At 64.6% G+C, this 15,286-nt stretch carries 13 protein-coding genes; 9 read left to right on the top strand and 4 right to left on the bottom strand.

Annotated features, from left to right (window positions below; genetic code table 11):
• Positions 1 to 4: 4 nt before the first annotated feature.
• Positions 5 to 469, top strand: a complete 465-nt coding sequence (locus ACRDTL_RS00560; protein WP_431504780.1) for an SRPBCC family protein — start codon at positions 5 to 7, stop codon at positions 467 to 469.
• Here the strand turns inward: ACRDTL_RS00560 and ACRDTL_RS00555 are convergent.
• The 4 genes from ACRDTL_RS00555 to ACRDTL_RS00540 are packed head-to-tail and all read right to left on the bottom strand — an operon-like array spanning position 448 to position 5,176.
• Positions 448 to 1,236: an SDR family NAD(P)-dependent oxidoreductase gene (locus tag ACRDTL_RS00555; RefSeq protein WP_431504779.1), complete on the bottom strand. Its 789-nt coding sequence runs from the start codon at positions 1,234 to 1,236 to the stop codon at positions 448 to 450. The two genes, ACRDTL_RS00560 and ACRDTL_RS00555, sit on opposite strands and share 22 nt — an antisense overlap.
• A 1-nt stretch (position 1,237) precedes the next feature.
• Positions 1,238 to 2,821, bottom strand: coding sequence for an AMP-binding protein (locus ACRDTL_RS00550; protein WP_431504778.1), 1,584 nt, complete (start codon positions 2,819 to 2,821; stop codon positions 1,238 to 1,240).
• A 17-nt stretch (positions 2,822 to 2,838) separates the two neighbouring features.
• Positions 2,839 to 3,579, bottom strand: coding sequence for a GntR family transcriptional regulator (locus ACRDTL_RS00545; protein ID WP_431504777.1), 741 nt, complete (start codon positions 3,577 to 3,579; stop codon positions 2,839 to 2,841).
• On the bottom strand, positions 3,572 to 5,176 hold the full coding sequence (locus ACRDTL_RS00540; RefSeq protein WP_431504776.1) for an SMP-30/gluconolactonase/LRE family protein: 1,605 nt from the start codon (positions 5,174 to 5,176) through the stop codon (positions 3,572 to 3,574). The genes ACRDTL_RS00545 and ACRDTL_RS00540 overlap by 8 nt, the downstream gene beginning before the upstream one ends.
• 155 nt (positions 5,177 to 5,331) lie before the next feature.
• Here ACRDTL_RS00540 and ACRDTL_RS00535 point away from each other — a divergent pair, with 155 nt between their 5' ends.
• The 8 genes from ACRDTL_RS00535 to ACRDTL_RS00500 all read left to right on the top strand — a co-directional run.
• Positions 5,332 to 6,180 carry an SDR family NAD(P)-dependent oxidoreductase gene (locus ACRDTL_RS00535; RefSeq protein ID WP_431504775.1) on the top strand — a complete coding sequence of 283 codons (849 nt, stop codon included), beginning with the start codon at positions 5,332 to 5,334 and terminating at the stop codon, positions 6,178 to 6,180.
• On the top strand, positions 6,180 to 7,550 hold the full coding sequence (locus tag ACRDTL_RS00530; protein WP_431504774.1) for an aromatic ring-hydroxylating oxygenase subunit alpha: 1,371 nt from the start codon (positions 6,180 to 6,182) through the stop codon (positions 7,548 to 7,550). The genes ACRDTL_RS00535 and ACRDTL_RS00530 overlap by 1 nt, the downstream gene beginning before the upstream one ends.
• A complete protein-coding gene (locus ACRDTL_RS00525; protein ID WP_431504773.1) occupies positions 7,550 to 9,397 on the top strand; it encodes a flavin-containing monooxygenase in 1,848 nt (615 codons plus the stop codon). Before ACRDTL_RS00530 ends, ACRDTL_RS00525 begins: the two co-directional genes overlap by 1 nt.
• Complete coding sequence (locus ACRDTL_RS00520; protein ID WP_431504772.1) at positions 9,394 to 10,326, top strand: SDR family NAD(P)-dependent oxidoreductase; 933 nt, start codon at positions 9,394 to 9,396, stop codon at positions 10,324 to 10,326. Before ACRDTL_RS00525 ends, ACRDTL_RS00520 begins: the two co-directional genes overlap by 4 nt.
• On the top strand, positions 10,319 to 11,506 hold the full coding sequence (locus ACRDTL_RS00515; RefSeq protein ID WP_431504771.1) for a CaiB/BaiF CoA transferase family protein: 1,188 nt from the start codon (positions 10,319 to 10,321) through the stop codon (positions 11,504 to 11,506). The genes ACRDTL_RS00520 and ACRDTL_RS00515 overlap by 8 nt, the downstream gene beginning before the upstream one ends.
• Before the next feature lie 21 nt (positions 11,507 to 11,527).
• On the top strand, positions 11,528 to 13,234 hold the full coding sequence (locus tag ACRDTL_RS00510) for a thiamine pyrophosphate-binding protein (RefSeq protein ID WP_431504770.1): 1,707 nt from the start codon (positions 11,528 to 11,530) through the stop codon (positions 13,232 to 13,234).
• A gap of 15 nt (positions 13,235 to 13,249) precedes the next feature.
• A complete protein-coding gene (locus ACRDTL_RS00505) occupies positions 13,250 to 14,686 on the top strand; it encodes an aldehyde dehydrogenase family protein (protein ID WP_431504769.1) in 1,437 nt (478 codons plus the stop codon).
• A gap of 165 nt (positions 14,687 to 14,851) precedes the next feature.
• The coding region (locus ACRDTL_RS00500) for an acyltransferase family protein (RefSeq protein ID WP_431504768.1) at positions 14,852 to 15,286 on the top strand (435 nt) is incomplete at its 3' end.

Below are 15,286 nucleotides of genomic sequence, written 5' to 3'. Positions count from 1 at the left end.
CACCGTGAGCTGGTGGATCACAACTGCCGAGCGGACGCTGTCCGACGAGGTACCCGCGGCGCCCGCTGTGGTGCGCGACTTCTACGTGGACTTGAACAACATCAAAGCCGTTCACCCGCTGGTGGTTTCGGTGCGCACACTGTCGCGCAACGAAACCGCGGACGGTTACCAGCAGGTCTATCGGGTGAGTGACCGGATTCCGCTGGGGAAATTCAGTCTGCGGATCAGCTATCGGGCGTGGCTGCGGGTACCTGAGCACGGAGATGTGATCACCGAGGCACGTCAGTTCCCGCGAGTGCGCCTGCGCGGAACGGTGAGCTTCGAGCCGATCGACCGGGGCACCCGTGTCATCGAGCGGCTCCAGATTTCAGCTCCTCGACCGTTGGCCGCGATGACGACACGTGAGGCCGTCGACGCACACATCGCGATGCTGACGGGCATCCGCCGTCATTTCGAATCGCTATTGTGAGCAGTCCACTTTGAGGTGAGCGCAACGTCCGACAAGTACTTCGTCGAACTCCACCCGCCGTCGACGACGATGGTCTGGCCGTTGATGAAACTTCCGCCCGGCGAGCACAGGAACGCCACGGTGCTCGCGACGTCATCGACACTCCCAAGCCGCTGATACGGAGTCATCTCGATGTTCATCCGGCGGAACCGCTCGTCCTGCAACCGCTGTTCGGTCATCGCAGTCTGGATTACCCCGGGTGCGACGGCGTTGCATCGAATTCCCTGCGATCCGTACTGGCATGCGATGTGAGTGGTCAGCGCCGTCAAGCCACCCTTGGCAGCCGAGTAGGCGCCGCCCCGAAGACCGCCCACCACGGCGAACGTCGAGGTGATATTGATGATGGCCGAGCCGGGTCGCATGTGTGGCAGCACCTCGCGCGCCAGCCGAAACGGCGCCCGCAGCATCACGTCGAGAAAGTAATCCAGTGTCGCATCATCGGTTTCGTGCAACGGCTTGGGATTGCCCACCCCGGCATTGTTGATAAGGAAGTCGATGCGGCCCCACCGCCCGACGGCACAATCCACGATGTGTCGCGGCGCATCCGAGGCCGTCAGATCGGCCGCCACGGTGGCCACCCGGTCGGGGTCGCCGATGGCAGCGGCCAGTTCGGCAAGTCTGGCCTCATTCCGGCCGGTCGCCAGCACCGCCATCCCCGCCTCGGCGAGCTTGGTGGCGCAGCCGAAGCCGATACCGCCCGTCGCGCCGGTCACGATCGCTACCTGCATCTCATTCGCCCGCCCTCATCAGTGCCGCCTTGATCTGATGCTTCAACACCTTGCCGGCATCGTTGCGCGGCAGGCCGGTCCAGATCACCACTTGCTCGGGCGTTTTGAACCGTGCGACCCCTCGCTCCTGCAGAAAGCCGCGCAGGCTGGCGACATCGGGACCCGGCATTTCGCTGGGTACGATGACGGCGCAGGCACGCTCTCCGGTGCGGGTATCGGGCAGGCCGACAACAGCGATCTCCGCGATGCCGGGATGGCCGATAAGGATGTCCTCGATTTCCTTGGGCGCGATGTTTTCTCCGTTGCGGATGATGATGTCCTTGGCGCGGCCGGTCACCACCAGATAGTCCTCGTCAACCCGGCGAGCGAGATCACCGGTGCGGAAGCGGCCTTCGGCGTCGAAGGCATCCGCCTCGTCTTCGGGATGCAGGTAACCGACCAGCATCTGGGGTCCGCGCGCGCGGATCTCACCGGCGCAGAGTTTGACGTCAGCGAATCCGGCGCGCCCGTCGGTGTCGGCGGCGTGCTCGACGTCCAACGGCGAACCGATGGTGGTCACCGGTACTTCCGTGGACCCGTACACCCGGCTCACGACCGCCCGCTCGAAATAGCCGGCAGCTTTGCGGATCAATGCCGGTGACACCGACGCGCCGCCGCAGATGAACAGTTTCAGCTCGGGCAACCGGGTACCGGTGCGCTCCGCGGCAGCGAGTAGCTGCTCCAGGAACGGTGTGGCACCCGCGATGTGCGTGCAGTGCTCCGCCGTCATGAGCCGGACGGCATCGTCGGCGTTCCAACGATCCATCAGGACCGCGGTGGTGCCCAGCAGCAGCGGGCATTCGAACGCGTAGATGGAGCCGCCGATATGCGCGATCGGTGATGGAACCAGGAACTTGTCACCCGGCTGCACCTGCCAGTAGTCACCGATCTGGCGGATCAGCGCATGAATCGAGTTATGGCTGTGCAGGACACCTTTCGGGCGGCCCGTCGTTCCCGAGGTGTAGAGGATCATCCGCACCGCGTCGGGGTCCAGTACCGGCAGCTCGACGGGCGGCCTCTGTTGATCAAGCAACGACGCGTCACCGCGTACCACCACAACCTCAGGTGGTGACGGCATCTGCGATGTCACCCGATCCAACATCGAAACATAGTCCGGCCGGCGGCCGAACTCGGATGGTACGAAGATCATCCGGCTGTCGGCGTCTTCGAGGATGAAGCGCAGTTCGTGATCCCGCAGTGACGGCAGGATGGGGTTCACCACCATGCCGGCCATCGTTGTCGCCAGGTAAATGACGGTGGCCTCATGCCAGTTGGGCAGCATGAACGACACCACGCTGCCCATCGGTAGGCGGGTACGCATCGACTGCGCGAGTGCTGTCGCTTGATCGAAAAGGCTCCGGCAGTCCAACCGGCATTCGCCGTCGATCACCACTACCCGCTGTGGTGTGCGTTGCGCTGCGTCGGCCAGTGAATCTGCCAGTGTGCGTTGAGTCCACCATCCGCGGGCATAGGCGTCGGCCGCGCGCGCGTCATCCCAGCGGATCCGTCGCCCGCCGATCACCTTGGTAGCCACGTTGTCCGGCATCTGTGCCCGAACCCACGTTAGCCGCGCACACGTCGCATCGTCATCGAGTGACGAAAACGCGACGCGGGGTGCGTGTTGACCGTGACCTGGGCGACCTCACCGGCTGATGTGGTGTACGTGCGGTGCACTTCCAGCGCCGGCGTTCCAGCCTCGACGCTGAGTTGATCGGCCAACGCCGGTGAGATCAGCACCGCGGTGATCTCCTGCCGAACCTCGACGATGCTCAGCCCGAAGAGGTCTTCGATCAACGGGAAGATCGGTCCGGTATGCCGCTGCAACAGCCGACCCACCGCCGCGAATGCCCGGTTGATGTAGTACTCGGTGCGGCAGACGGGAAAGGCCACGCCTTCGGTCTGCCGGAAACCGCGGACCGCCAACCATTCCTCGCCGCTCGGCAGCCCGACCCGGGTGCCCAGTTCGTCGTCGATCACGAGCATGCCGGTGGATTCGATCGCGAATTGTGCTCCGGTCGCAAACGCCAGTAGGTCATTGATCGAGACGACGTCTTGCACATAGGAGTTCGGCGACGGCCGCGGGACGACGAGCGTGCCGGCCCGCGGTCGCGATGCGACCAGGTTGTCGTCACGCAGCCGCCGCAGCGCCTCCCGCACGGTGTACCGGCTGACCGAAAATCGTTCGCACAGTTGGTGTTCGGTGGGTAGCTGCGAGCCCACCGGATACACGCCGTCGACGATCTCTTTGCGCAGCGTCCGGGCAACCTGCAGATAGCGATGGTCGGCTGCTTGGGTGTCAGCCATCAGGGCCTGCGCGGTGGAAAGCCAGTAGGCTGCCGTCGGCATCGGCCGACACATATAGCGTGCTGTCGGGGCCGGCGGCGATACCGGCGAACGGGCCCTGCGGCCCGGAAAACGGTGGCATCCCCCTCAACGGTTTCGGCACCACGCCGGCCGGCGGGCCGACCGGCAATGCCGAGGCAATAGTGCAGCGGGCCTGCCGGTCCAGATCGAACGCGATCAGCTCTTTGGCGGCGGCGTCGACGACATATAACTGCCGGTCGCGCACCAGAATTCCTTGTGGTCGGCCCAAACCGTCCAAAACTGTTTCGGTGCCGGAGGTGGTCACCTTGACCACCCGCCCGGCGTCCGCTTCCGATACCAGGCAGCTGCCGTCGGGAGCGATGGCCACACCGATCGGATCACGCAAGCCGGATGCCATCACCTCCACCTGTCCCGCGCGGATCGACAGCAGCCGCCCGGTGCCGAGTTCAGCGACCACGACCGCGTCACCGGCTGTCGCCACACCGTACAGCTGATCGAATCCATCTGCCAGCACGGTACTTTCGCTGTCAGCGGGTCGATAGCGCGACACCTGGCCGCCCGACGTGGTGACGACGAACTCACCCGGCCCCGTCGGCGTCAGACCGCGCAAAAAGCCCGGATAGCCGGGGGTGAACAGCATGCCCACGGTCCGCAACGTGCGGTCGTCGGACAGAACATAGAAGTAGGTGCCGTCGGCGACGTAGAGCCGGCCGTCAACGCCGATGGCCAAATCCAGTGGCCAGTTCAGCCCGCCCGGCAACACCGTGGCGGTCTCACCGTCCGCCAGAATCTCGGTGATCTCGCCGGTGAAATTCGACACGAACAGCCGCTCGCCAACGAAGGTCACATTGTCCAGCCCCGGATTCAGGTCAGCCAGCACAATCTGTTCGCCGGTACGCGGATCGATACGCAACACCTGACCGCTGTGCACCTGGGTGGAAACGATGCGGCCCTGCCGATCGAACTTCACCGCGTCGGGAACACCCAGCCCGGCCGCAACGCGCTCCGGTGCACCGCCGTCGAGGTCGATCCGCCAGATCTCGTTGGCCCCCATCACCGGGAAGTACAGCAGGCCGTCGGGGCCCACCTCCATCGCGTTGGGTGACGGTACACCGTCCAGCAGCACCCGCGCCGCACCGCCGTTCAGGTCGAGTTCCAATAGACGGCCGCCTTCGCGGCACTCGCCGACGAACAGCCGACCATCGTGAACTGTGATCCCGTTGGCGGACGGGATGTCATCACGCAGCACCCGGGTGCGCCCGTCCGGGTTGCGCACGCTGACCCGCCCGTCCATCACCTCGGTGGCGTAAAGATTGCCGCGCCGATCGAAGGCCACGTCGTCCGGCGCGACGATGTCGCCGCCCTTGGCGCTGATGGTTTCCAACCCCCCGGTGTCGACGTCGAGCGCGCTGATCTGGCTGCCGGTAACCTGCGCGATGTAGATCCGGTCGTCCGAGCTGGTGCGCAGCCCATTGGCGCCGAACAGCCGACTCGGTGGCGTGAGTCGCTCCAGCCGCCAGCCTTCGGCGACGCCGGGCGAAGCCGCCGTTGCGTAGCGTCCGTCCGGCAGCGACATTCCGATGACCTCCGCGGTTCAGTCGGTGACGATAGCAATCGCACTTGGTCCAGACAATAGACACGGGCGGTCCGAAAAGCGGGCCTTGACGGCTGACGAATTGCAAAGAATCATATTCTCAATTATGCACATGAGACTGCCTTGTCCGGACAAACATGCACCATGATCTGTTGGGCCTAGATGGCCGAGTAGTAGTGGTTGCCGGCGCGGCGGGCGGCGGCATCGGCACCACCGTGGCACGTATGGTCGCTGAGGCAGGCGCGACGGTGGTCGCGGTCAGCCGGTGCCCCGGCAACCTCGACCAGCACATCGCGCCGCTGGTCGCACAGGGGTTGTCGATCGTCCCGGTGGTGGCCGACGTAGCGACCGGGGAAGGTGTCGCGACCACGATGAAGCAGGCGCGGTGTGCCGACGGTGACCTGCACGGGCTGGTCAACGTTGCCGGCGGAGCGGACCCGTCGACCTGGATGCCGTCGACCCGGGTCACTCGCGGCGACTGGCGTGACCTGTTCACCCGGAATCTGGAGACGGCATTCTTCATGAGCCAGGCGGTGGCCGCCGAACTGAAGGCACAGAAACGCCCCGGCTCGATCGTGTCGATCTCGTCGATCAGTGGCATCAACACGGCGCCTTTCCATATCGCCTACGGCGCGGCCAAGGCCGCAGTGGTCGCGGTGACGCGCACGATGGCGGTCGAACTGGCGCTGGACAACATCCGGGTCAATGCCGTCGCGCCGGGGGTGACCGAGACGCCGGCGTCACGCACCTACGTCGACGATGATCCGGAGCGTGATCGCCGTGCCATTGCCATGGGACGCCGCGGGCGTCCCGAGGAGATCGCCGGCGCCATCCTGTTTCTGTTGTCAGACCTTTCGAGCTACATCACCGGCCAGACGCTGCTGGTGGACGGTGGCCTCGACCTCAAGTGGACTCACCTGGGAGCCGACAACACCTCGTTATTTCTCAAGGACGAGTCATTTAAAGCTGTGCTAAGGGGCATGTGATGACTGACGCCGAAATCGTAACGGCCGAAGACCTTTCCACGCCAGTGACGATTGGGGTCGAAGCCTATCTCTCCGACGACTACGCGCGCGCCGAACGGGACAAGCTCTGGCGCAAGGTGTGGCAACAAGTCGGGCGAGTCGAAGATCTCCCCAAAGTGGGCAGTTTCCTCACCTACGACATTCTCGACGATTCGATCGTGGTGGTGCGCACCGGACCGGACACGCTCAACGCGCACCACAACGTCTGCAAGCACCGCGGCCGCCGACTGGTCGATGTTCCGGAGCGTACGAAAAGCGTGTGCGGCCACAAAAAATCCTTTGTGTGCGGATTTCATGGCTGGACGTATGACCTGGACGGCAGTTGCATCCATGTACCCGAACGGCAGGACTGGCAGGACGCGCTGACGCCGCAGAACACCCATCTCGCTGCGGTCAAGGTCGACACCTGGGGCGGCTGGATTTGGATCAACATGGATCCCGACTGCGAGCCGCTGCGTGACTATCTCGAGCCGGCTGCCGCCATGCTCGATCCCTTCGGTCTGCATAACATGCGCTGCAAATGGCGCAGATGGCTGCACTTCCAATGCAATTGGAAGGTCGCCATGGAGGCGTTCAACGAGACCTACCATGTCGCGGCCACGCATCCGCAGTTCAACAAGTTCAGCACCTTCCGCGGCTGGGCCAAGGCGCACGGAAAACACAGCAACATCGGTTACGACGCACCCAAGGATCTCGAGGAAACCCGGTCGAAGATTCGGCTGGGTTCGGGTGCCGACCCGCGGGTCTCGACCGCGGAGATGCAGGTCTACACGCTGGAAGAAACCAACGCCACGACCACGAAGACGCTGGTGGACGCGGCACGGCGGCTGGTCGACGAGCTGCCCGACAACGCCCCGGCCGACCAGGTGCTCGAGCACTGGCTGTCCTCGGCGCGGCGCGACGACGCTGCGCGCGGCGTGATCTGGCCGTCGATCGATCCCGAACATCTGGCGAAAAGCGGTACCGCCTGGCAGATCTTCCCGAACTTCCAGATCGGCCAGGGTCTCACCACCGCGCTGTGCTACAGCGTTCGGCCCAACGGCTATGACCCGGATAGCTGCATCTTCGAGGCGTCGTGCTATGAGCTCTACCCGGAAGGTGAAGAACCGCACACGGAGTGGGTGTACACGCCGGCCGACGACCCCGCTTGGCGCACCGTGTTCGGCCAGGACTTCTCTAACATGGCCGCTGTACAGCAGGGCATGAAATCCCTCGGCTTCACCGGCACCTTACCCAACCCGTACATGGAGCGGGCCACCGCAAACCTGCACCGCAACCTCGCCGCCTACATGGGCACCGGCGCGCCACATCAGATGAACGCGCAGGCCTAATGACCGACCCCGACTGCCCGCCGACGCAGACACCTGACGACATCGATATCCTCGCGCTGCGGGAAAAGTATCGTCAGGAGCGTGAAAGGCGGCTGCGCCCGGAAGGTTCGAAGCAGTACGTGGAACTGTCGGGCGACTTCGCCGGCTACTACGAAACCGATCCGCACTCGCCGCCGCTGATCCGCGATCCGATCGCGGCGGACATCGACGTCGCGGTCATCGGTGGGGGTTTTGCGGGTCTGCTGTGCGCCGCGCATCTCAAGAAAGCCGGCGTCGCCGACGTCCGGGTCATCGAGCTGGGCGGTGATTTCGGTGGCGTTTGGTACTGGAACCGCTACCCCGGTATCCAGTGCGACAACGAATCCTATTGCTATGTACCGATGCTCGAAGAGCTCGACTTCATGCCGAGCAAGAAGTTTGCCGACGGCGCCGAGATCTACGAGCATTGCCGGCGCATCGGAAAGCATTTCGGACTCTACGATACCGCGATCCTCTCCACCCAGGTCCGTGAGCTGTGCTGGGACGACGAAATCAAGCGTTGGCGCATCGACACCAGCCGCGGCGATGACCTCCGGGCCCGGTTCGTCGTGATGGGTTCGGGTTCGTTTCACCGGCCCAAGCTTCCCGGTATCCCCGGAATCAGGGACTTCAAGGGACACAGTTTCCACTCCTCGCGCTGGGATTACTCCTACACCGGCGGGGACACCACGGGCGGACTGGACAAGCTCGCAGACAAGCGCGTGGCAGTCGTAGGCACCGGTGCGACAGGTATTCAGGTCGTACCGTTCCTGGGGCAATACGCCAAGCACCTCTACGTCTTTCAGCGCACACCGTCAACGGTAGACGCCCGGAACAACGCGCCGACCGATCCCGAGTGGGTCAAGTCGCTGCGGCCGGGCTGGCAGAAGGAACGGCAACGAAATTTCCATGCCTGGACTTTCGAGGGAATGGCGTTGGGCCAACCGGACCTGGTCTGCGACTTCTGGACCGAACTCGGCCGTAACACTGCGACGCGCATCCTCGCGCTGGACGATCCCGCTTCGCTGACCTCGGAGCAGTTCGTGGCTATCCGCGAAGAAGAAGACTACAAAGTCATGGAGCGGCTGCGCCGCCGCGTCGAATCCATCGTCGAAGACAAAGAAGCGGCCGAGGCGCTGAAGCCCTACTACCGGTTCCTGTGCAAGCGGCCGTGTTCGAACGACGATTATCTGGCGACGTTCAACCGGCCCAACGTCACGCTGGTCAACGTGTCGGCGAGCAAGGGAGTACAGCGGGCGACAGAAAAAGGGCTGGTGGCCAATGGTGTTGAGTACGAGGTCGACTGCATCATCTATGCCAGCGGCTTCGAGATCACGACCGAGATCAGCCGCCGCTACTCCATCGACGCCATCAACGGCCGCAACGGGTTGTCGCTGTTCGACTATTGGCACGACGGCTACAAGACGCTGCACGGCATGACGAGCCGCGGATTTCCCAACCAGTTCTTCACCGGCTTCACCCAGGTGGGCATTTCGGCGAACATCGCCGCCAACTACGAGTTGCAGGGTGAGCACATCGCTTACGTCATCTCCGAAGCCATAGCCAGGGGCGCGCTCACCGTGGAGCCCAGCCAACAGGCTCAGGACCAGTGGTGTAAAACCATCCGCGAGACCGCGGTTGACACTTCGCAGTTCGACTCCGAATGTACGCCGGGGTATTACAACAACGAAGGCGGAGGAGGCGGAGAGGGCATCCGGTCGCACCTCGGCGAGCCGTACGGGCCCGGCTTCTACGCGTTCGGTGACCTGTTGGCCGAATGGCGCGCCAAGGGCGATCTGGACGGCCTCGTGCTGAAGAAGACTCAATGACTGAATTGAGATTCGACCATCGCGTGGCTGTCGTCACGGGAGCCGGCAGGGGACTCGGGCGCGCGTACGCCATGCTGCTGGCGTCCCGGGGGGCCAAGGTCGTCGTCAACGACTCCGGCGCCGACCTCACCGGAGACGGCGCCGACGTCGGTCCCGCGGAACGGGTGGCGCAGGAGATCACGTCGTCAGGCGGTGAAGCCGTCGCGTGCACCGAGTCGGTGGCGAGCGCCGCCGGCGGGCAGGCGATCGTCCAGGCGGCGCTCGACCAGTACGGACGCATCGACATTCTCATCCACAACGCCGGCAACGTCCGCCGAGGATCGTTGCAAGAGATGAGCTGTCAAGACTTCGACGCTGTGCTGGATGTTCATCTGCGCGGCGCCTTCCACCTGGTGCGGCCCGCATTCCCGTTGATGTGCGGCGCGCATTACGGCCGCATCGTGCTGACCTCGTCGATCGGTGGCCTGTACGGCAACCACGGCGTCGCGAACTACGCCGCCGCCAAAGCGGGCGTCATCGGGTTGTCCAATGTCATCGCGCTTGAAGGTGCCGGCGAAGGCGTGCGGTGCAACGTCATCGTCCCCGTCGCGCAGACACGAATGGCAGACGGCATCGACACGTCGGCCTACCCGCCCTGGGGACCGGAACTGGTGGCGCCCGTGGTGGGCTGGCTCGCACACGAATCCTGCTCGATCACCGGAGAGGTGCTCATCGCCATCGCCGGGCGCGTGGCCAGAGCCGTGATCGGCGAGACCCGCGGCGTCTACCGGCCGTCATGGTCGATCGAGGAGGTGGCCGAAAACCTGGACGACATCCGGGATTCGGCGCCGTTGATCTTTCCGGTCGTCCCCGACGGGCATGCCGACCACATCCGCTATAGCTTCGAGATGGCCAGGCAGGCAGGCCGACAGGCAGCGCCCCATGGCTAGCTCCGGTAAGCCGACCGGCCCGCTGGCCGGCGTCCGTGTGGTCGATCTCACCGCGATGGTGATGGGGCCGTACTGCACCCAGATCATGGCCGACATGGGCGCCGATGTGATCAAGGTCGAACCGCCCGAAGGGGATAACACCCGCTACATCTCGGTGGGGCCGTCGCCCGGTATGAGCGGCGTCTTCGTCAACGTGAACCGAGGCAAGCGCAGCGTGATCCTCGACCTACGCTCCGAAGCCGGCGCGACGGCCTTGCGTGCCCTCATCGAAACGGCAGACGTCTTCATCCACTCGATGCGGGCCAAGGCGATCGCCAAGCTCGGGTTCAGCTACTACGAGGTCGCCGCCATCAATCCGGCGATCGTCTACACCAACTGTTACGGATACGGCCGGCGAGGACCCAATCGGGATCGGCCCGCCTATGACGACACCATTCAGGCGGAATGCGGGATACCGGCCGTCCAGCAGCAGCTGACCGGTGAAGCCAACTACGTCGGCACGATCATGGCCGACAAGGTCGCCGGCCTGACGGCGCTCTACGCCACCGTGATGGCGCTGTTCCACCGCGAACGCACCGGTGAGGGGCAAGAGGTGGAGGTCGCCATGTTCGAGACCATGGCGTCGTTCATGCTCGTCGAGCATGCGAACGGCGCTATGTTCGATCCTCCGCTCGGTCCGGCGGTCTATCCCCGCGCGGTTGCGCCCAATCGTGCGCCGTACCGCACCCGCGACGGCTACATCGCCGCATTGATCTACAACGACAAGCATTGGAACGCGTTCGTCGAGGCCGTGCGACCGGTGTGGGCCAGCGATCGCTACGCCACGCTGGAGCGGCGGGCAGACCACATCGACACGGTGTACGCCCTAGTAGCGGAAACGATGACGGAGCGAACGACCCGGGAATGGTTGAAATTGTTCGGCGAACTCGAAATACCCGCGGCGCCCCTTCGCACTCCCGACGCGCTGTTCGACGACCCACATCTGAACGCCGCCGGCTTTTTCGACACGGTCGACACCCCCGACGGTCCGGTGCGCTTTCCCGGTGTGCCTACCTGGTTTTCCCGTACACCGGGGCACGTCGCCGGACCTACCCCGACGCTGGGCGCCGACACAGCGGAGGTCCTCGACGAACTCGGCCTTCTTACCGCGGACATGAAACCGACGCAAGCTCAAAAATAGCTACAGCGAGGAGCATTGACGATGGGTGTACCGGTCTACAAACGTATTCTGGACCTCTTCGAGGCCGAGGGCGTCAACACGCTGTTCGGTATCCCCGACCCGAATTTCGTCCACATGTTCTCAGAAGCCGAAACACGTGGCTGGACAGTGGTTGCGCCCCATCACGAAGAGAGCGCCGGCTTCATGGCAGACGCGGCGTCGCGGATAACCGGCAAGCCCGGTCTGTGCGTCGGGACGCTGGGGCCCGGGGTGGCAAACATCGCCGGGGCGATGATGTGCGCCAAGGTGGAAAACTCACCGGTCATCTTCATCGGCGGTCAGCGTGCGCGTATCACAGAACGGCGGGTGCGTCGTGGACGCATCCAGTTCATCCAGCAGGAACGTCTTTTCGCGCCGTCGGTGAAGTACAGCGCGTCGATCGAATACGCCGACCAGACCGACGAGATCGTGCGTGAGGCGATTCGCCGCGCGATGTCGACGACACCAGGACCGGCCTATATCGAATATCCGTCGCACGTGATCCTTGAAGAGCTGGATGTCCCGGCGGCGGTTCCACCCAGCGCCTATCGCCTCGTCAACCAGGGCGCGGGCGCGCGGGAGATCGCCGAAGCGGCAAAGCTGGTGCGCGAGGCCACGTATCCGGTCTTGCTGGTCGGCCATGGTGTGCACACATCGCGTGCCGGAGCATCCGTCAAAGCGCTGGCCAACCTGATGCAATGCCCGGTAATCCAGACTTCGGGCGGCACCTCGTTCATCCCGGGACTCGAGGACCGCACATTTCCCTACGGTTTCTCGTCGGCGGCGGTCGATGCGGTGGTCTCCTCGGACCTGTGCATTGCGCTGGGCACCGAACTCGGCGAGCCGGTCCACTACGGCAAGACCCGGCATTGGGCGCAAAACAACGCGGGCCGCAAGTGGATCTACGTCGAGCAGGATCCGCTGGCGATCGGCGTGAACCGGCCGATCGACGTGCCGCTGGTCGGCGACCTGCGCGCCGTCGTGCCCCAACTGGTGGACGCGCTGAAAGACACTCCGCGTTCGCCGTCTGCCGATCTGGCGGGGTGGATGAAGCGTGACGCGGACCAGCTGGCGGAGCTGGCCGCAACTGCGCCCAGCGGTAAGACGCCCGTCCATCCGGCACGTTTCGTGGTCGAGGCGACCAAGGCTTTTCCCAGGGACGGCATCATGGTCCGCGATGGTGGTGCCACTGTCATCTTCGGCTGGACGTACTCACAGGCCAAGCCGCACGACGTCATCTGGAACCAGAACTTCGGCCACCTCGGCACCGGCCTGCCTTATGCCGTCGGCGTTTCGGTCGCCGAAGGCGGCAACCGCCCGGTCATGCTGATGACCAGCGACTCGTCGTTCCTGTTCCACATCGCCGAGCTGGAGACGGCCGCGCGCCAGAAATTGCCGCTTGTGTGCGTGGTGGGAGTCGACCACCAGTGGGGCCTCGAAGTCGGCGTCTACAAACGCACTTTCAGCGAACCGTCGGCGGAAACCGGCGTGCACTGGAGCAAGAACGTGCGCTTCGACAAGATCGCCGAAGGCTTGGACTGCCACGGTGAATATGTCGAACGTGAGGAGGACATCGGTCCGGCGATCAAACGCGCTTATGCCAGCGGACGGCCCGGCGTCGTCCACGTGTGCATCGACCCGAAGGCGAACTCGGAGGAGATGCCCAACTACGCCGAGTTCAGGACGTGGTATGCAGAAGGCCAGCAGTAGCAGAGGAGTGTTGTGATGCGCGAATATGTCAAGTTCTACATCGATGGTCAGTGGGTCGATCCGGTCGAACCGCGAACCCTGGATGTCGAAAACCCGGCGAGTGAGCAGGTTTGCGGCAGAATTTCGCTGGGTTCGGCGGCCGATGTCGACAACGCGGTTAAGGCGGCGCGGCGGGCGTTCGCCGGCTGGTCGCAAAGCAGCCGTGACGAGCGCCTGGACCTGTTGCAGGCGATCCTTGCCGAGTACTCCAAGCGCATCGGTGATCTCGCCGAGGCGGTGAGTGAGGAGATGGGTGCACCGCCGTCGCTGGCCTCCGGACCCCAGGTCCAGCTCGGCCTGGGCCACCTGGTGACGGCGATCGACGTGCTGAAGAATTTTCCATTCTCCGAACAGCACGGGGCGACCCTGGTGGTCAAGGAGCCGATCGGTGTGTGCGGTCTGATCACGCCGTGGAACTGGCCGCTGAACCAGATCGCCGTCAAGGTGTACCCGGCGCTGGCGACCGGCTGCACGATGATCTTGAAACCGTCCGAGGTTGCGCCGTACTCGGCTTACATCTTCACCGAGATCTTGGCTGCCGCGGGAGTGCCGGCAGGCGTCTACAACCTGGTCAACGGCGACGGTCCCGGCGTGGGCGTGGCCCTGGCCGGCCACCCCGATATCGACATGGTGTCGTTCACCGGTTCGACGCGCGCCGGCGTGGACGTGGCCACCAATGCCGCTCCGACGGTCAAGCGGGTGACCCAGGAACTCGGCGGCAAGAGCCCGAACATCGTCCTCGATGACGCGGGCTTCGCCGACAGCGTCCGTGCCGGCGTGGTCAACATGATGCTCAATTCCGGGCAAAGCTGTAATGCGCCGTCGCGGATGCTCATCCCGAACCCGCGGATGACCGAAGCCATCGCGATTGCGCGTGAGGCTGCCGGGCAAGTGAAGGTGGGCAGCCCCGACGATGCGACCGCGATCGGTCCGGTGGCCTCGAATGCGCAGTTCGACAAGGTGCAACGGCTGATCCAAAAAGGCATCGATGAGGGCGCGACGGTCGTCGTGGGCGGCGTCGGTCGGCCGGACGGGCTGGACAAGGGCTATTACGTCAAACCCACCGTCTTCACGAACGTGAGCAACGATATGACGATCGCTCGCGAGGAGATCTTCGGTCCGGTGCTGTGCATGCTCGGCTATGACGACCTGGATCAAGCCGTCGAGATCGCCAACGACACCGATTACGGCCTGGCCGGCTATGTCTCGGCGGCCAACCTCGACAAGGCGCGCGAGGTGGCCCGCAAGATCCGCGCCGGCTGGGTGACGATCAATCATGCCTTCGACATGAATGCGCCGTTCGGCGGCTACAAGCACAGCGGCAACGGTCGCGAATGGAGCGAATTCGGCTTCCAGGAATACCTGGAGGTCAAGAGCACCCTCGGCTATGCGACCGACACGGTGGCCCAATAGCCACCGAGGTTTGCCGGATTCCGGCTGTTGCAACGCTGTGTCGTGCCCGCTACTGCGGTCCAGTCACACCTAAACTGACGGTGATCCAGCAGGGAGGGGCAGCGACGTATCGGCGGCGACGACGGCACCGACCAGGCAAGCGGTCGGGGAGAGGCGCGGGCGAGCATGGGACCGGCCGGGGTGTACCCCGCGCCGGTTCGTTGTGCACGGCGCCCGCGCTGGATCGCCCCGCTGCCGCGTGCCGGCCGCCCGGCCACCTCGAGGCCAAGTGACCACAGCCGGCGCCCCGGCATTCCCGCGCTGGATGGTCTGCGTGCAGTAGCGGTCGCGCTTGTGCTCGCCGACCACGGCGGCATACCCGGCATGGGTGGCGGGTTCCTCGGCGTCGACATCTTTTTCGTACTCAGCGGCTTCCTGATCACCTCGCTGTTGCTCGACGAGCTGGGGCGCACTGGTCGTATCGACCTGGCCGGCTTCTGGATTCGACGTGCGCGACGACTGCTGCCCGCGCTGGTGCTCATGGTGCTGACCGTCGCCGTTGGGCGCCAACTTTTTTCGCCCGAGGCCGTCGCCGGGCTCCGTGATGACGCCATCGCCGCG

The sequence above is a fragment of the Mycobacterium sp. genome, assembly GCF_050700595.1.
GTDB lineage: Bacteria > Actinomycetota > Actinomycetes > Mycobacteriales > Mycobacteriaceae > Mycobacterium.
This window is presented reverse-complemented; position numbering and strand designations above follow the sequence as displayed.

Bases quoted from the DNA above. Each gene is read 5' to 3' on its own strand.
- ACRDTL_RS00555 (WP_431504779.1), bottom strand. From the start codon at position 1,236: ATGCAGGTAGCGATCGTGACCGGCGCGACGGGCGGTATCGGCTTCGGC.
- ACRDTL_RS00550 (WP_431504778.1), bottom strand. From the start codon at position 2,821: ATGCCGGACAACGTGGCTACCAAGGTGATCGGCGGGCGACGGATCCGC.
- ACRDTL_RS00545 (WP_431504777.1), bottom strand. From the start codon at position 3,579: ATGGCTGACACCCAAGCAGCCGACCATCGCTATCTGCAGGTTGCCCGG.
- ACRDTL_RS00540 (WP_431504776.1), bottom strand. From the start codon at position 5,176: ATGTCGCTGCCGGACGGACGCTACGCAACGGCGGCTTCGCCCGGCGTC.
- ACRDTL_RS00535 (WP_431504775.1), top strand. From the start codon at position 5,332: ATGCACCATGATCTGTTGGGCCTAGATGGCCGAGTAGTAGTGGTTGCC.
- ACRDTL_RS00530 (WP_431504774.1), top strand. From the start codon at position 6,180: ATGACTGACGCCGAAATCGTAACGGCCGAAGACCTTTCCACGCCAGTG.
- ACRDTL_RS00525 (WP_431504773.1), top strand. From the start codon at position 7,550: ATGACCGACCCCGACTGCCCGCCGACGCAGACACCTGACGACATCGAT.
- ACRDTL_RS00520 (WP_431504772.1), top strand. From the start codon at position 9,394: ATGACTGAATTGAGATTCGACCATCGCGTGGCTGTCGTCACGGGAGCC.
- ACRDTL_RS00515 (WP_431504771.1), top strand. From the start codon at position 10,319: ATGGCTAGCTCCGGTAAGCCGACCGGCCCGCTGGCCGGCGTCCGTGTG.
- ACRDTL_RS00510 (WP_431504770.1), top strand. From the start codon at position 11,528: ATGGGTGTACCGGTCTACAAACGTATTCTGGACCTCTTCGAGGCCGAG.
- ACRDTL_RS00505 (WP_431504769.1), top strand. From the start codon at position 13,250: ATGCGCGAATATGTCAAGTTCTACATCGATGGTCAGTGGGTCGATCCG.